This window comes from Shouchella patagoniensis (assembly GCF_002019705.1).
Taxonomy (GTDB): domain Bacteria; phylum Bacillota; class Bacilli; order Bacillales; family Bacillaceae_D; genus Shouchella; species Shouchella patagoniensis.
Window position 1 is genome coordinate 2,048,648 of the sequence record NZ_KV917377.1, and the last position, 16,625, is coordinate 2,065,272.

At 42.4% G+C, this 16,625-nt stretch carries 18 protein-coding genes; 9 read left to right on the top strand and 9 right to left on the bottom strand.

Features of this window, described 5'->3' with window-relative positions; all coding sequences use genetic code 11:
* Nucleotides 1–41 precede the first annotated feature (41 nt).
* A complete protein-coding gene (locus BK584_RS10885; protein WP_078392623.1) occupies nucleotides 42–305 on the bottom strand; it encodes a hypothetical protein in 264 nt (87 codons plus the stop codon).
* A gap of 126 nt (nucleotides 306–431) precedes the next feature.
* Here BK584_RS10885 and BK584_RS24575 point away from each other — a divergent pair, with 126 nt between their 5' ends.
* Complete coding sequence (locus BK584_RS24575; RefSeq protein ID WP_169871194.1) at nucleotides 432–599, top strand: hypothetical protein; 168 nt, start codon at nucleotides 432–434, stop codon at nucleotides 597–599.
* A gap of 256 nt (nucleotides 600–855) precedes the next feature.
* Here the strand turns inward: BK584_RS24575 and BK584_RS10890 are convergent, their stop codons facing one another.
* The 5 genes from BK584_RS10890 to BK584_RS10910 all read right to left on the bottom strand — a co-directional run bounded on the left by BK584_RS10890 (nucleotide 856) and on the right by BK584_RS10910 (nucleotide 5,213).
* A complete protein-coding gene (locus BK584_RS10890) occupies nucleotides 856–1,494 on the bottom strand; it encodes a bifunctional 4-hydroxy-2-oxoglutarate aldolase/2-dehydro-3-deoxy-phosphogluconate aldolase (RefSeq protein ID WP_078392624.1) in 639 nt (212 codons plus the stop codon).
* Nucleotides 1,491–2,465: a sugar kinase gene (locus BK584_RS10895; protein ID WP_078392625.1), complete on the bottom strand. Its 975-nt coding sequence runs from the start codon at nucleotides 2,463–2,465 to the stop codon at nucleotides 1,491–1,493. The genes BK584_RS10890 and BK584_RS10895 overlap by 4 nt, the downstream gene beginning before the upstream one ends.
* Nucleotides 2,466–2,480: 15 nt before the next feature.
* On the bottom strand, nucleotides 2,481–3,326 hold the full coding sequence (locus BK584_RS10900; RefSeq protein ID WP_078392626.1) for an SDR family oxidoreductase: 846 nt from the start codon (nucleotides 3,324–3,326) through the stop codon (nucleotides 2,481–2,483).
* Nucleotides 3,310–4,404 carry a mannonate dehydratase gene (gene uxuA, locus BK584_RS10905; RefSeq protein WP_078392627.1) on the bottom strand — a complete coding sequence of 365 codons (1,095 nt, stop codon included), beginning with the start codon at nucleotides 4,402–4,404 and terminating at the stop codon, nucleotides 3,310–3,312. The genes BK584_RS10900 and uxuA overlap by 17 nt, the downstream gene beginning before the upstream one ends.
* Before the next feature lie 131 nt (nucleotides 4,405–4,535).
* Nucleotides 4,536–5,213, bottom strand: a complete 678-nt coding sequence (locus BK584_RS10910) for a GntR family transcriptional regulator (protein ID WP_078392628.1) — start codon at nucleotides 5,211–5,213, stop codon at nucleotides 4,536–4,538.
* A gap of 369 nt (nucleotides 5,214–5,582) precedes the next feature.
* Between BK584_RS10910 and BK584_RS10915 the strand changes: the two genes are divergently transcribed.
* The 7 genes from BK584_RS10915 to BK584_RS10940 all read left to right on the top strand — a co-directional run bounded on the left by BK584_RS10915 (nucleotide 5,583) and on the right by BK584_RS10940 (nucleotide 11,915).
* Nucleotides 5,583–6,830: an ABC transporter substrate-binding protein gene (locus tag BK584_RS10915; protein ID WP_078392629.1), complete on the top strand. Its 1,248-nt coding sequence runs from the start codon at nucleotides 5,583–5,585 to the stop codon at nucleotides 6,828–6,830.
* 12 nt (nucleotides 6,831–6,842) lie between these two features.
* On the top strand, nucleotides 6,843–7,772 hold the full coding sequence (locus tag BK584_RS10920; protein ID WP_078392630.1) for a carbohydrate ABC transporter permease: 930 nt from the start codon (nucleotides 6,843–6,845) through the stop codon (nucleotides 7,770–7,772).
* 12 nt (nucleotides 7,773–7,784) lie between these two features.
* Nucleotides 7,785–8,615 (top strand): carbohydrate ABC transporter permease, encoded by an 831-nt coding sequence (locus tag BK584_RS10925; RefSeq protein ID WP_078392631.1) that lies wholly within the window; start codon nucleotides 7,785–7,787, stop codon nucleotides 8,613–8,615.
* Between the two features lie 116 nt (nucleotides 8,616–8,731).
* Nucleotides 8,732–9,265 carry a nucleotidyltransferase domain-containing protein gene (locus BK584_RS10930; protein ID WP_245808837.1) on the top strand — a complete coding sequence of 178 codons (534 nt, stop codon included), beginning with the start codon at nucleotides 8,732–8,734 and terminating at the stop codon, nucleotides 9,263–9,265.
* 45 nt (nucleotides 9,266–9,310) lie between these two features.
* Nucleotides 9,311–9,502 (top strand): hypothetical protein, encoded by a 192-nt coding sequence (locus tag BK584_RS25060; protein ID WP_245808838.1) that lies wholly within the window; start codon nucleotides 9,311–9,313, stop codon nucleotides 9,500–9,502.
* 47 nt (nucleotides 9,503–9,549) lie between these two features.
* A complete protein-coding gene (locus BK584_RS10935; protein ID WP_078392632.1) occupies nucleotides 9,550–11,235 on the top strand; it encodes a DUF2207 domain-containing protein in 1,686 nt (561 codons plus the stop codon).
* 251 nt (nucleotides 11,236–11,486) lie between these two features.
* Nucleotides 11,487–11,915: a cupin domain-containing protein gene (locus BK584_RS10940; protein ID WP_245808998.1), complete on the top strand. Its 429-nt coding sequence runs from the start codon at nucleotides 11,487–11,489 to the stop codon at nucleotides 11,913–11,915.
* Nucleotides 11,916–12,005: 90 nt separating this feature from the next.
* On the opposite strand, the gene BK584_RS10945 is transcribed toward BK584_RS10940, so the two are convergent.
* The 3 genes from BK584_RS10945 to shc all read right to left on the bottom strand — a co-directional run bounded on the left by BK584_RS10945 (nucleotide 12,006) and on the right by shc (nucleotide 15,221).
* The gene (locus tag BK584_RS10945; protein ID WP_078392634.1) at nucleotides 12,006–12,752 is read right to left on the bottom strand and encodes an AAA family ATPase; all 747 of its coding nucleotides are present in this window, start codon (nucleotides 12,750–12,752) and stop codon (nucleotides 12,006–12,008) included.
* Nucleotides 12,753–12,845: 93 nt separating this feature from the next.
* A complete protein-coding gene (locus BK584_RS24580; RefSeq protein ID WP_169871196.1) occupies nucleotides 12,846–13,007 on the bottom strand; it encodes a hypothetical protein in 162 nt (53 codons plus the stop codon).
* A gap of 342 nt (nucleotides 13,008–13,349) precedes the next feature.
* Complete coding sequence (gene shc, locus BK584_RS10950; protein WP_078392635.1) at nucleotides 13,350–15,221, bottom strand: squalene--hopene cyclase; 1,872 nt, start codon at nucleotides 15,219–15,221, stop codon at nucleotides 13,350–13,352.
* 258 nt (nucleotides 15,222–15,479) lie between these two features.
* On the opposite strand from shc, the gene BK584_RS10955 reads away from it, so the two are divergent.
* Nucleotides 15,480–16,385: a DUF6612 family protein gene (locus BK584_RS10955; protein WP_078392636.1), complete on the top strand. Its 906-nt coding sequence runs from the start codon at nucleotides 15,480–15,482 to the stop codon at nucleotides 16,383–16,385.
* Nucleotides 16,386–16,625: the final 240 nt, after the last annotated feature.

Sequence of the window (16,625 nt, forward strand, 5' to 3'; positions counted from 1 at the left end):
TGACAGTTATTAAGAAACATGAATGAATCGTAGTGCCCCCTTTATACAAGCGCCACAATCACATGCCAGACCTCGACAAGGCCTTCCGTTAAAAACAAAACAATCACAATCCCCATTACAATTAAGAGCCAATTATTTTGCTTCTGCTGGACAAAATAGACATCGACTGACATAAATAAAAGACCTAAAGCAACAATAAAATAAAAGCCAATATCTAACCAGGTAGAATCATAGAAGAATCCCGTCACTACAAAAGCAACCGCTAACCAACAAAGCGGTTGCCAAATTTTCTGTGCCCACTCCACCACTACCACCTCTTAAATGAAGTGTAGCATGAAAAGAATTTTGTTTTACCATTTTATCTAAATTTTTTCACCGAACGCTATATCGTCTTGTGTGCGCCGAATAAGAATAATGATCAACAACGATCAATGAACGCTCACCGTCAACTTGGTGTGAAGGAAGAAACAGCTGCAAAAGATCAAGAAAATCGCTCTTCTTGTCTTCATATCAATCGTGCTGATGATGAAGTAGCAGGTCTTACAAAACATGCGTGCCCAAGTTCGTTGATTTGGGCAAGCGAGATGGCACTTCACTGAGTCAAACAGCTAAAGGCGAATTTGACGAAACACTTAACAGCCTTCAATATATGGACGATTGAACGGTACAAACATCGCACTTAGGAACGAAACGCCACACCACGTTTTTCAACTTATCGAACGTGCTAACGATCTTATCCGCCAATAACTGTGGATAATGTGGATAAAACCTGTGATTATTGTGAATAACTTCATGAATTAAACAAAACCCCCGCCCTTAGTGATATAAGAGTGGGGGTTACTTCTTCATTATCCTCTATTTCTCTCTTGCTTCTGCTACTTTATCCACAAATGCTTGAGCAAGACTCGTTAATCCGTCCCAGTCGTTTGCTTCAATGAGGTCTTTTTTCAACAGTGCTCCTCCTGCGCCTACGGCTGACGCTCCAGCTTTAATAAAAGCCGGAATCGTATCAAGATCAACACCTCCTGTTGGCATAATGCCAATATGGGATAATGGACCTTTCACTGATTTGATAAACGATGGACCTACGCATTCTGCCGGGAAGACTTTCACTAAGTCTGCGCCCCACTCTGTTGCTTGATAAGCTTCCGTTGGAGTAAAGACACCTGGAATAACAGGGATACCTTTTGCTTTTGCGGCTTTAATTGTTTCTTGCACTAAAATCGGTGCGAAGATAAACTGGGCACCTGCTTCAATTGCCTCTTCAGCTTGTTTCGCAGTAAGCACAGTCCCCGCGCCAACAACGGCTTGATCGCCATACGTTTGGCGCAAACGCTTAATCACTTCAAACGGTTGTTCTGAATCAAGTGTGACTTCAAGACCTTTTACTCCACCGGCTACAAGTGCTCCAGCAATATCATTCGTTTTTTCAGGTGGTAATTTACGCATGACTGCGCACACTCCTGATGCAAGTACTTCTTCTAATACTGTCACCTTACAACGCCTCCATATATTTGTTCATTTTCGCCAAGGATGGCGTCCACTTCCACTCTAGTTGGCATTCCTTCGACATCTCCTTTAGATTGCACGACGAGAGAGCCAACGGCCGCCCCAATTTTTACAGACTCGGCGAGTGATTTTTGCTCAAGTAACCCTGCGAGTACTCCTGCGGCAAAGCCATCTCCAGCACCAATTGGATCAACAACTCGGGAAACGCTAAAGCTATCGACTTGACCTGATCCGTCTTCGTCTTGATAAAGCGTATATTCGGCACCATTTTTAATGACTGCTTTTTTTGCGCCATTATCAATCAAGTGTTGAAGCAGTTTCGCTTCTGGCTGTTCACCGAATAGCCAGATTGCTTCATCCAAGCCCGGTAAAACAAGGTCAGAGAGCGACGCGATCTTCAACAATCGCTCCCGAGCTTCTTCTTCACCAATCTTTTTAATCAACGCAAAACGAAGATTTGGATCAAATGAAACAAAAACATCATTCGCTCGCGCTGTTTCAATACTTGCCAAAACGGCTTCATAGCAAGAGTCACTTAAAAGCGGTGTAATGCCTGTTAGGTGCAATACAGCTGCACTTTCAATTGCCGGATGATGCAGATCATCTTTCGTTAGCGTGCTTGCCGCCGAACCATGGCGGTAATAATAAACCGCTGTTTCGTCCTCGCGCCGCCGTTCTTTAATATAAAGAGCAGTTGGCGCTTCGGTTGTCTTTTTCACGTACTCGGTTTGAACGCCTTCCGCTCTTATTTCACGGACAACATACTCGCCCATTTCGTCATCACTAACTTTGCTCATCCATCGTGTGGAATGACCAAGCTTCGTAAGAGCGATGGCAACATTCGATTCTGCACCACCAATTTTTTTAAGAAAGCGAGGTACATAACTAAAGCGTCCTTCTGTTTCTGCTTCAAACAATACCATCGTTTCGCCAAATGTGACCATTTCCGTTTGCATCTCGTTTCCTCCTTTTTATACGCCTGAATACGCCATAAATCCGCCATCAACAGGTACCGTAATGCCAGTGACAAAGCGAGACGAGTGATCATCTGCGAGCCAAAGCATCGTACCGAGTAAATCGTCCGGTTCACCGAAGCGTCGTTGGGGTGTATGGCTAATGATTTTATCTGCACGTGCAGTAAGCGAACCGTCTTCATTCGTAAGCAAGTTTTTGTTTTGCTCGGTTAAAAAGAAACCAGGGGCAATTGCATTCACACGGATGCCCGCCCCTGCAAAATGGACAGCAAGCCATTGAGTCAAGTTTTCAATCCCCGACTTCGCGGCGCTATAAGCCGGCACTTTTGTCATTGGTGATGGGGCTGACATCGATGAAATATTTAAAATCGTGCCTCCCGTCTCTGCCATCGCTTTTGCGAATATTTGTGTCGGAATAATGGTGCCGACGAGGTTTAAACGGAACACATGGTCAAAGCCTGTTAGTTTTAAATCGAAAAACGATTTTAATGTTTCGTCGGTCGCATCGCCAGCTTCATACAATTCTTTATCGGTAATCGCATCAGGGTGATTGCCACCAGCACCGTTAATAAGCAAATCACATTCACCAAGTTCCTGTTTCACTTTTTCATAAGCGTCCTTAACACTTGCTTCATCGAGTACATCACAAGCAATGGCGATACTCGTACCACCTGCTTCATTAATTTCCGCAGCGACTTTCTCGCCATTTTGTAGTGTTCGGTTTAAAATGGCGACCTTCACACCTTGGCGCGCAAGTTCTTTGGCCATAGCACGACAAAGCACACCACTTCCACCAGTCACAACAGCTGTCTTACCTGCTAACCCTTCATGAATGGGCAACATGTGCATTCGCCTCCTCTTTCCGTTTCACGAGTTCATATGCATCCCACAGGCCCCAAAGGTGCATGATTCCTAACGCACGGTCATACAAGCCGTAGCCTGGGCGACATTGCTCATTCCATAAATGTCTGCCGTGATCTGGGCGCGCATATCCAGTAAATCCATTTTCATGATAAGCTTTAACGACATCATCAATTGGAACCGAGCCATCTTTTGAACGATGGGAAGTCTCAATAAAATCGCCATTTTCATAAATTCTTACATTACGGATATGCGCAAAGGCGATGCGATCATGAAAACGACGAATCATTGTTGGTACATCGTTTTCTGGATTGGCACCTAATGAACCGCTACATAACGTCAAACAGTGAGCCGGACTATCTGAAATGCTTAAATAGCGTTCAATTGCCTTTTCCCCGGTAATAATGCGTGGCAAATTAAAAACGGACCATGGCGGATCATCCGGATGGATGGCCATTTTAATGCCTTCCTCTTCAGCGACTGGTAGGACTTCGGCTAAAAAGTAACCTAAGTTTTCCCAAAGGGCTTCTTCATCCACTTGTTTATAAGCGTCAAATGACTGTTCAATTGTTTTTAATCGTTCTGGTTCCCAGCCTGGCATCGTAAAGCCAGAAGTCGTTGTTTGTTCAATTAAGTCATATGGATTCATCTGATCGACTTTAGCTTTTTCGTAAAACAAAGCGGTTGACCCATCTTCCATTTCTTTAAACAAATCCGTCCTTGTCCAGTCAAATACAGGCATAAAGTTAAAGCAGACTACTTTTGCGCCCACTTTAGCGACGTTTCGCAAGCTTGTTTTATAGTTTTCAATATAAGCGTCTCGACTAGGGAGACCGAGTTTAATATCTTCATGAACGTTAATGCTTTCCACAACGTCTAAATGAAAGCCATGTGCATCCGCTTGTTTTTTCACATCCATTACTTCTTCTTCTGTCCACACTTCTCCAGCAGCGCGGTGATGCAGTGCCCATACGAGACCTTCCACACCAGGAATTTGCTTAATTTGTTCTAAAGAAACTGAATCATTTCCTTCTCCATACCATCTAAATGTCATACGCATTGTTGTTTTCGCTCCTTTTTAGATGAAACCGATTTCATTCATACGAATGGTGATTTCTTGTCTTTCTCGCGTGTTTATACGGTCCCTTCAACTTGATAAGGAAGTGTAATCAAACATTGGCAATTCTATATTTATTGTTGAAAATAATGAGGGTATTCATCTTTTAAAGCCGATTGATCATATTGAAGCAGTGTAAGATGAGCATGCATGACGATTTCCGCTTCCAATACATTTTTTGCTTTAATCGCATTCAGCATCGCTTCATGTTGTTCAATTAACAAATCCCAGTTTAATTTCAAGTGCATGCTAAGTTTGCGCATTCGATTTAAGTGGGTGTCCATTCGTTGCACAATCTCCCAGACACGTACTTTATTTGTGCCCTCGGCAAGCGTTAAATGAAACGTCCGATCAAGTTCAAACAACAATTCCTCATCGTCGTTTTCTTTTGCTTGCTTTTGCTCGACAACATTTCTTTCCATTTTACTAAGACTTGACTCGTCAATCGTTGAGCAAGCCAGCTTAATAATGGCTGCTTCTGTATGTTCTCTCATAAAGCGGGCATCTTCAACATGGTTTAAATCAATAAGCGTCACAAAGGAACCTCTCTGTGGGAGAATATGAAGTAATTCATCCTCCGATAGTTTCAAAAAAGCTTCCCTTACAGGCGTGCGGCTCACATTTAATTCTTCAGCAATATCTTTTTCAGAAATGGCTGTACCTGGAGGCAATTTCAGCGTCATAATCCTCGCACGTATCGTCTCGTAAACATATTCCCGTGTAGACACGTTAAACTTCGTCTGATTATTCATTCGTTCACCTCTTAAATTGATACTACCACACTACCATACAAGTATGCTAGAGAAAAATGAACCGCTTTCACTTAGGTGGGGTGGGAGCGGTAGGGAAGGAAGCAGATTAAGATTTAGTGCTCGCAGCTCAGGATTTAGTACACGCAACTCAGGGTTTAGTGCTCGTAGCTCAGGGTTTAGGCGCAAAACTCTGGGTTCAAGCCTCGCAGTATAGTTTTCATATTACTAACCCCTTCAATAAACTAAAAATTCTATCTACATATTGACTCGCTTTGCAGTATAGTATAGAAAACAGCTGTCCTTTCTTTACCTCGTAAACTCATTAATGCAAGCGCTTTCAAAATAAGTTGCACTTAAGGAGGTTCCCACATGAAACGTTTAGCCGCTCTAGTAAGTGTTTCGTTTCTCGCCCTTTCAGGCTGTCAGTTGCCAACTTCATCCGGTGAGGAAAAACCCGTTATTACGCTTTGGTATTGGAACCGTAGCTTAAGTGATGATGTCATTGCCAAAGCACAGGAAGCTTTCCCTGATGTCACCATCGAGGCGCAGAAAATTGGCGGTGACGAGTACAAAACCAAACTCCATACTGCGTTAATCGCCGGTAGAGGTCCTGATATTGTGGCGATGAATGATTGGGCCTTTGAATATCTTGCGTACGAAGAGGAATTTGTTAACTTGCTTGATTATGGAGCCGGTGAGTTGGAAGAAGACTATCTTGATTGGAAGTGGCAAGCAGTCGAAGATCCTGATTCTGGGTCATTAATTGCTTTGCCGATCGATACTGGACCAACTGCTCTTTATTACCGTGCTGATTTATTTGAGGAAGCGGGCTTGCCTACAGAACCGGAAGACGTCCATGCGGCGCTGCAAACATGGGACGACTATATTGACGCTGCGATTCAATTAAAAGAAGAAACAGGTGCGTATATGTTTGAATCCATTACGAAACCTTACTTGCAAATGCTTGAGCAACAGTCTGATAAGTACTTCGCCGAGGATGGTTCATATATCGGTGATGGCGAATCGATTCAAACCGCTTGGTCAACTGCCATTCGCATACATGAGGAAGGGTTATCAGCTCGCCTCACTGATGGTCAAGAAACGAATGCCGCATTAAACGGCGGCGATGTCGCCTCCCGTGTTGGCGCGGTGTGGGAATCACAAATTACTCAAGATGCGGCACCTGATACAGCCGGGAAATGGCGCGTCACCCGGACTCCAGGGGGCGACGGAAACAACGGTGGGTCATTCATTGGCGTTTTGGCGAGTTCACCAATGAAAGATGAAGCCGTCGAAATTACGAAGTGGCTTGTTTCACCTGATGCCCAGCAACAACATTATTTAGACGTAAACCTTTTCCCTTCAACGATTGCGACACTCGAGTCGGAGTTGATGCACAAGCCAGATCCGTTTTACGGTGAGCAAATGGTTGCTGATGTGTTTATTGAATCAGCAAAAAATGTTCCGCCTACGTTTTACGGCGAACATTACGGGATCTTCCGCGATATTTTTAATGACGAATTAGTCCTTGTTGACCGAACAAATAAAAATCCAGATCAAGCCTGGGAAGATGCTCAACGCCAAGCAGCGCGCGAACTGTCCCGACTTGAGAAATAAGGAGGAACCGTGATGACGCAACCAAAACATGAAGTTGCCCGCCCCCCTGTCTTTCATAACAAGCCATCGCTCTGGGCAGAGATTTGGAAAAAGCGTACACTTTACTTATTTATTTCCCCGTTCTTTCTTTTATTTGCTGTCTTTGGCATCTTCCCAATCATCTACTCCCTTTACTTGTCCTTTCATAATTGGTCAGGACTTGGGGAGAGAACTTTTGTCGGTCTCTCAAATTTTCAGTACTTGATTACGGATGCAGGCTTTTGGCAAGCAGTTGGTAATACGTTTGGCATTTGGTTTTTATCAAGCATTCCGATGCTTTTCTTTGCGCTCGTTATTGCATTCCTGTTGAATTTGCCGTCGCTTACAGGTAGAGGCACGTATCGAACCTTATTCTTTATTACAAACGTCACATCAATTGTTGCGGTGGCGATTATTTTTGAAACGATTTTCAGCAATCAATATGGGCTGATGAATTACTTGCTTTCCCTTGTAGGAATTGGTTCGCTTGAATGGATGAACTCGAGCTTTTTAATAAAAGTTGTCATTGCTTCAATGGTTGTTTGGCGTTTTGTTGGCTACAACGCAATCATTTATTTGGCTGGCTTGCAAAGCATTCCAAAGACACTTTATGAAGCTGCAATTATCGATGGTGCCAACAAAATCCAAATCTTCTTTCGAATCACAATCCCGATGCTACGGCCAATTATTTTGTTTACCGTTATTATGACAACGATCGGATCGATGCAGATCTTTACGGAACCACAGATTTTGCTCGGCAATTCTGGTGGTGTTGGTGGAGCTGGGATGACAATGACGCTCTACATGTATAATGAAGGCTTCTTAAATCAACAATTTGGTTATGCGTCTGCCGTCTCATGGGCAATGTTTATTATTATCGCTGTGTTCTCTCTTATAAACTGGAAACTAGTACAGAAAGCATAAGGAGGAGATTCGATGTCATCTGATCGTTTTTTTGCGAAACTGCTCACCCATTTCATCTTGTTGATTGGCGTCATTATCTCCGTTTTTCCGTTTTATTGGCTTGTCGTGATGGCAACAAATACGTCTAGTGAGATTGTCCGTTTTCCACCGAAGCTGACCTTTGGTGGTGAATTGTTTACAAATGTTTCGAACGTGCTTGGTTCAATTGATTTTTTCCAAGCGTTTTTTAATACATTGTTTGTTTCATCTGTAAATGTACTCGGAATCTTGTTCTTTTGTTCATTGGCTGGATTCGCTTTTGCTAAATTTCAGTTCCCTGGAAAGAACATGTTGTTTGTCGCTTTGTTATTAACGATGATGATACCCGCTCAAATGAGTTTCGTTCCATCGTTTTTACTAATAGCCGAGTTTGGTTGGGTTGATACGTACAAAGCATTGATTATTCCAGGTCTCGCAAGCGCTTTTGGGATTTTCTGGATACGACAATTTTGCCAAGATGCGGTTCCCGACGAACTACTAGAAGCTGGTCGGCTTGATGGCTGCAATACGTTCCGTTTGTATTGGAATGTTGCCTTGCCCTCACTTAAGCCAGCGCTAACATTTCTTGGTATCTTCACGTTTATTGGCGTCTGGAATGATTACTTGTGGCCTCTCGTTACGATTAATTCACCGAGTCGTTATACGCTTCAAGTGATGCTCGCCCAGTTAAATGGCGTCTATGACACGGATTACGCCATTATTATGACTGGTACATTGATGGCGACAGTGCCGCTGATCGTATTGTTTATTATCTTTAGTAAGCAGTTTATGGCAGGTGTTGCTGAAGGGGCAGTAAAAGAGTAAGTCTAAAGCCGCTTAATAGCGGCTTTTTATTATGTCTTCAAAAATAATTGATTCCTTTTTCTTTTCAGAATGTTACACTAAAGAAATCGATTTTTGGAAAGAAGGAGGCTAATGAGATGAGGCAACAACAAGCGATTCATCAAATCACTCAAAGTTTAATAGCTGACAAACGCGTACGTGCCGTCTATCTGAAAGGTTCAATCGGTCGAGGCGAGCACGATGAACATTCTGATGTTGACTTGTATTGTTTTGTGAATGAATCAAATAAGGAAGCTTTCTTAAAAGACCGATTGCGTCATTTAGAGTCATACCGCAAGCTTGTTTTTTTCGAAGATTATTTCATTATTGCCCCACAGATCATTGCTGTTTTTGATGACTTGCTTCACGTTGACTTATATACAGTGACCGAAAAAACATTCCAATCAAACGATTACTTTCGTGTCCTGTATGACCCTAAAAACATACTCGCACCTTATAAGTCGGCGCAAACTCTGGCCTTAACAACCGAGGAATTTCAAGATTGTGCCCATGATATCGCTTGGTTTTTATTTCAATATAGCAAGTCAGCTAACCGAGGAAACGATCTTTGGTCTGCGGCAATGGTCCATAATGTCTTGGTGAATCTCTCAAAAGTTTTGTTACACCGGTAGCAACCTAACCGTGCCCAACTCGGTCTTAAAGAATTAGCAGCTACATTGCCACAAAAGCAACTTCATGCGGTTACGAGCATTTACAATAAAGCAACCCCTAATAGCCACCCTCTAGCAGTACAGCAACTTGTTTTGCTCTTACAAGAAGAACAAGCGTGGCTAGAAAAGGAACTTGGAGCTGATTCTCAGATTATATCCTTTATGAAAACGATCATGGCTGAACTGCTCATGCGCTGAAACTTTTCACCCCTAACATACGTACAAAAGAAAAGGAGTTGATGTAAATGAAAAGCTTACGTTACATCCCATTTATTGTTTGTACGACCTTTATCCTTTTCTTTATACCTAAACTTGCTTTTGCCGCTGATTTTACCATTGAAGAAGTGCGCATTGACGCTTATTTACATGAGGATGGCACGGTAAAGGTCGAAGAATCACATACGTATGACTATAGAGGGGACTTTAATGGTATTTCACGCTCACTGATCCCACAAGAAAATTCAGATATTCTCGATTTTGTGGCAAGTGAAGATGACGTTTCCCTTGAAGTAGAACGAGAAGATAACCAGTACCTCATTTACCGTGGGGGCGAAGATGAAACCATTACGATTGATCTCTTTTATACGGTCACAAATGGTGTACTTGTATACGAAGTTGTCGCTGATTTTTATTACCCTTTCTTTGATCGTAGCAATGAATCCGATTATAAACAGATGGACGTTTACGTTCATCCACCGCAAGAAGTTGAACCTGTGATTGCTTATGGGGAAGACGCGGCAGCTAATTTAGTAACGACGAAAGAAGACGGAACTGTCCACTTTGCTATGGGTCATGTAAACAGTGGGGAGAACGGCAATATTCGTGTAACGTTTGATGCCGACTTGTTTCCATCAAGTACGGTATTGCCAGGTTCCATGCACGATTCCATTATGCAAGAATTTGAGACTTACAAAGAACAACAAGAACGTTTTGAAACCCGGGCTGCTTCGCTCGATGCAAGTGCACCCTATTTCATTGTTGCTCTTGTACTTTACCTCTTACTCTTATTCTTTTATATGTGGAGAAGGCGCAGTACGCTTTTACATGAAGTTGATCGAACGTCATCCACCGTCCCTTCAGAGGGCAACATCAGCTTAACCGCAATTATTGCCCATATGAAATATGACGTGGTAAATACGGATTTGCTGACTGCAAGTTTGCTTGATTTAGTACGCAAAGGATATGTGAAACACGATGGAGAAAAAGCCTTTGAAGTGATCGATTGGCAAGTCGAGTACTCGCACGAAACCATTTTACTCAGATGGCTTTTTACTAAGATTGGCAACGATGGAACGTTTATGTATAGTGATTTGGACCAGTACTTAGAACACACAAAGAACCACGAGACATTCTACCAAGACTTTGAAGCGTGGAAAAAAGAAGTTCTTCAAGAATTAAAACAAAATCATTTGCGTGAACGCAAAGGAATGTTGCGGACATTCATTGGTTTATCAAGCCTGCCTCTTATTCCTTATGCCATTACACTTGGCATTCATCAACTGTTTCTTTGGATGGCTTTAGCGATTGTTTTTGCGCTTACGCTTGTGATGATTGCTTTGTTTTATCACCCACGGACGATAAATGGAATCAAGCTTCACTCAGAGTGGAAAGGGATTCTCAATTACTATCGTAGTATGGATAAAAAGGATTGGCACCAATTATCTGATGATGAGAAGTTGAGAGCGACGATTTACACGCTTGGCTTCAACCATAAAACCGTGGAATCTAAACATAAACAACTGGGCGACTCTCTCTCCTCATCCCACAGCAGCACTGTTGCTCCGCTTATCTTAATCGCACTCGCCACAAATGAACACTTCTCGCACGCTACGAGAACAGCTTCTGCATCTGGTGCAGGTGCTCATGGCAGTCCTCCTAGTGGAGGAGGTGCTGGAGCTGGTGGCGGCGGCGGCGGTTCAGGTGGATTTTAAGTTCCAATACGAAAACGAAGCATAGGCAGCTGCCTATGCTTCGTTTGGCTTACAGAAATCACTTCGATGAATCTATGTATGTATGACCAATCATTTGATGCTCGTTTCTTGTGATGATGCACGGGACTCGCTCTTTAACATAGGCTATTACCATCAGTCTTTATCATGAAAGGAAGATTCAAATGGATCAGCATCGACTATGTCCACCCTATCCACTCGTTCCGTATCAGCATCCTATCGCGACGAGATATATGCAGTCCATGCATCATCATCCATTAACTGACTATGGAAATCAACCTTACGTTACCAATATTGAAGAAGCGACTCTTAACAATCAATCGTACCGTACCGCTTTATGGACAGGAGCATATTTGCAAGTAACGTTAATGAGCATTCCACCTGGAGATGATATCGGTCTAGAAATCCACCCTAATACGGATCAATTTTTGCGAATTGAACAAGGTATGGGCATAGCGTATATGGGCGATGCCCAAAATCATCTCACATTTCAACAGCCTGTTTACGAAAACTCTGCCATTATGGTTCCAGCTGGAAAGTGGCATAATGTTGTAAACACGGGGCATATACCACTTAAACTATATTCGATTTATGCTCCTCCCCACCATCCACACGGAACCGTTCAACAAACAAAGGCCATTGCGATGCAAGAAGAGTCTTAAGAGATGGCGGTTAAATAAGGGCCATTTACTGGCTCTTTTTCTATGTTGCCTATGACCATTTAATAAAAACCCATTCATAACTAAAAAACGTTACGGCGAATCATCCTTAAACAACTCTCTTAACAATTTCTCTCGGTTGTTTATAAAGTAACTTATGACTTGATAGTGGTCTGTATCTTCATAGTCGGTTTTTTTGATCTTGTCCCCATCAAATGAAAAGATGTCTGCCTTTGGAAAACCAAGCAAGATTGGTGAATGAGTTGCAATAATGAATTGCGTGTCCCCTTGAACAGTCAAGTCATGTAGAATACGCAAGAACGCAAGCTGCCTTTGTGGAGACAAAGCGGCTTCTGGCTCATCTAGTAAATAAATCGCCTTTTTTCGAAAGCGGTTGGTAAACAATGATAGAAACGATTCTCCGTGAGATTGATGATGAAGCGATTTTCCACCATAAGACGCATACACTTGTTCAGGTTTCCCATCTTCTAAAGCAACTTCATCAATGTGCGTAGCAAATTGATAAAAAGACTCTGCTCTCAAGAAAAAGCCATTTGTTATTTTCGGCAACCAAGACAAACGGACATAATCTCCTAAAGCCGACGCTGATTCATGAACGTCATAAACATTATTGCGGCTTCCACCCGCTGTGTGAAAGCCACATTTGTCCGCAATGGCTTCTAGCATCGTGGACTTACCAGAACCATTTTCCCCGACTAAAAAGGTCACACCTTTTGATAGATCAATCCGTTCTGTTTTACGAACAAATGGAATCGAAAATGGATACCTCCCATATGTATCAATTTGATCGTGTTGAATTGTAATACGTTTTAAGAACATGAAGTTAAGCTCCTCCTATGTCTGATTAAGTAAATTATCCGCTTATCATTTATACGGTTATTATAGCTTAAAACGGACAAGCGTCTGCCTCCTCTATCTCGATAACACAAAGAAGTCAACAGCAAATTTCCGCCTTGCCTCTCCACTCTCCTCACTTGAATCTCCGCGGTGAACTCTCCATTCTCCACATCCGCTACTTAAATTCCGTTCCTCTCGTTGAATCTCCGCAATTCTAATTAAATCTCCTTCTTCCACAGCAAATCTCCTCCTCAGCCTCTTAATTCTCCGCTCTCCTCGCTTGAATCTCCGCGGTGAACTCTCCATTCTCCACATCCGCCACTTAATTTCCGATCCTCTCGTTGAATCTCCGCAATTCTAATTAAATCTCCTTCTTCCGCAGCAAATCTCCTCCTCAGCCTCTTAATTCTCCACTCTCCTCACTTGAATCTCCGCGGCGAACTCTCCATTCTCCACATCCGCTACTTAAATTCCGTTCCTCTCGTTAAAACTCCGACTACTGCATTAATTCTCTGTCTTCTTATTCTAACCTCCGTAATAGCTATAGCTATTACACGTAACTGTTGACTTAGTCTTTTTTTAATTGTATTTATTCTGATAATGCGCTAGTGCGAGCAAAGGAAACAAATAGCGGTAGCTATGATAATGGAAATAAATTCGATCAGCAAGACCTTTACCTGCTGGGTACTCTTCACGCCAATCAACTTGGTTTAACGACTTTAATAAAAAATGCATAGCCTCAATCATGTTCTTATCTGGCTGATCCGAGACGGATACGAGCGCATCAAGCGCCCATGCAGTATGAGTAAGTGTACTTGCCGCAAGCGGTGTATATGTTTTATTACGGTCACTTAAGCAAGATTCTCCCCATCCCCCGTCCTTGTTTTGTATCGCCTTTAACCATTTCACAGCCTTTTGAATGCTTTCATCGGTCGAAACACCCGCTGCCGCCAATCCTGTGAGTGCGGCCCATGTCCCGTAGATGTATTGAACGCCCCACTGTCCTTCCCATGATCCGTTTTTCTCTTGGTTTTTTCTAAGCCATCTCACACCATTCGAAAGCTCTGGACCTTCTTTCGTTACGTTTGCAAAGGTGCCTAGGTACTCCATCGTCCTACCGGTCAGATCTGGTGTGCTCGGATCCGTTAAAATTCCTTTTGCTTCTTGAATAGGCAGGAGCGATAGCAGTAGACTGTTTGTGTTTTTCTCAAAAGCAGCCCAGCCTCCGTCTCTGTTTTGCATAGCGACAACCCAATTTGTCCCCTTGTTCCAAGACACATAAACCGTCTTATCCAGACTTGCTTTTCCTGTTAGAGCTCTTAAAGTAGAAGTGGAATCATCCATGTCAGGCTGTATCGTATTGACATTAGAGAACCCCCACCCTCCTGGCTTGCTTTTTTTATTATGAATTGCCCAATCCCCATATTTGCTTTGTTGCCGTTTCAAGAGAAACATCGTTGCTTTTTCAACCATTGGATCCGTTGCAGAAACACCTGCTTCCTGAAGTGCATAGCTAATTAATGACGTGTTCCATACTGAAGCCGTTGTGAACTGGATGTGCGTGTGTCCCTTTACCTTTGTTTGGAATGTATATAAGCCAGCTACAGCAGCTTTAATAAGTGGATCTTCTTTTTTGTGCCCTAAAGCAAGCAAAGCAAAAATCATAAAAAATGTTGACGTAAAATAACTAAATAACGTACCATCTGGCTCAGTCGCATTGGTCATGTACAGTTTCGCTCGACTTAACGAAAGTCTACGGACGTCCTTTGGCAAACCAAACAGTTTTTTGACACTGTCTGTAATAAAGGAATGGAGTTTACGAGCTTCATCAGATTCCGCCCAAGCTATAAATGAATCCTCTCTCGATGAGACAAATAGATTTGATAAATCGGGACTCTTAGCTGTCTTTAATTGATATTTCTTGTCCGCAGCAACAATGAGTGGGACAATATGCGCTCTCCCATAGACAGACATGCTAAAAAGATTTACAGGAGAATAAAGGGGCAAGAGAATAAGTTCAACTGGAAGTGGGAAAAATTTGGGCCATTGATACTGCCCAGTAAGGGTTAACATAATCTTAGTCAGCAGGGTGGTTTTCTCAATCCCTCCATTGGCTAAAATAAATCGGTTCGCTTTTTGCAATCGCTCATCTTCAGGCTTGTAATAGCCCGAATAAAGAAGAGCATAATAGCCTTCAACGGTTGATGTGACATTTCCATCCCCATCATCTCGATACAATTTCCACGCGCCATTGCTTTCTTGTCTACTTACCAACCTTTCCGTCAATGACTTGATAAGTGCTTCATCGTTTATTTCCAATGTCCGTAATAACACAATCATGTAGGCATCTGTAAATGTACCTGCTTCAAATGGGTATTCCCATGATCCAGCTTCGGATTGATCGGTGCGGAGTTTTTCTATGAGAAAATTGATCCCCTCTGTTGTTTTCATTCCACATCACTCTTTCTCTAAAAAAGTCATTTGTACATTTTATTCAAAGATCGCTTACAACATTCACATCAACAATGGCAATAGGTACAAGTAAAAAGGTTTTTTCAGAAATAAATCTTTTTTCGAAAAATCGGTTTTATTTTCTTTGATGGGGGGAACTACATTTATACACAGGAACTGGCAGTTTCTTACAACATGAATCGACATCTCTAGTCTCAACCCTGCTTATTCCTAAATTAAACCTTTAGGAGTGTACTTATGAATAAGAAATGGACGTCCGCAACTGTAGCTGGTTTTTTTGTTCTTTCCATGTCAGCAAATGCTCTAGCAAACGAAGAAAATGCTGCTGATATTCTTCATCAATCCAATGAAGCGATGTTGGAATTAGACAGTTTCTCAAGTGAAACAATGATGGAATTAATAATGCCTGATCCGATGTCTGGCGAGGAAGTCACACTTTCAGTAAATACGAAAGAAGATGTTACTCTTGACCCATTTGCGATGCATCAAGTATCAACGATGAGCACGCCAGAAGGCGACATTGAGACAACCTTTTACTGGACGGAAGATGGTATGTATGAACAAGGACCTGATGGTGAATGGTTTTTGTATGAAGGCATGAGCAGTGAAGAAATGATGAGTTTGCTTCAAACGTCAACTAGCCATGAACAAGCAGAAATGATGGGCGAGGATATGAGTGTAAGTGATGAAGGCGATTCATATATCCTTACATACGAAGGCACCGGCGAAGACTTAAATGAAATGATTAATGAGTTGCTTGGTGAAATGATGGAAGAAGATATGCAAGGTGCGGACGAGATGCTTGAAGCGTTTGAAATTAGCAACCTTGACTACGAAATGACGATTGAAAAAGAGACACATTATATGACAGAAATGTCGATGCACATGACAATGATGATTGATGACGGCGAAGAAAGTGTCGAAATGGATATTTCAATGGAACAAATGGTGAGCAATTTTAACGGAGTTGATCCAATCACCGTTCCAGATGAAGTAAAAGAGAATGCGGAACCAATTGACGCAGGTGGTGGTGCCATGCCTGACACCGCAAGTAACAACTTGCTTTACGCAGCCGGTGGACTTGCGCTGGCTGTTAGTGCCTTTGGCCTTTCGCTTTTCCATAGACGTAGAGTCCGTGTATAACGTGTACAGCGATCAACTTTAAAATCGTACGAAATTCTGAGATCAAATCTCAGAGGCATTTTTAACTAGCAGTCGGCATACATATGAGAAAAGTGGCTTGCCAAAGCAAGTACAGAGCAGCGGCTTCTATCATTCACTTCTCCTTAAAAAGCTGTTGTTTTGACTGTATGTAAACTTTTATATGGATTCGTTAAGCTGAAAGCCGCTTTACGTGCGGCTTTTTCGTTATTTCCCTTATTT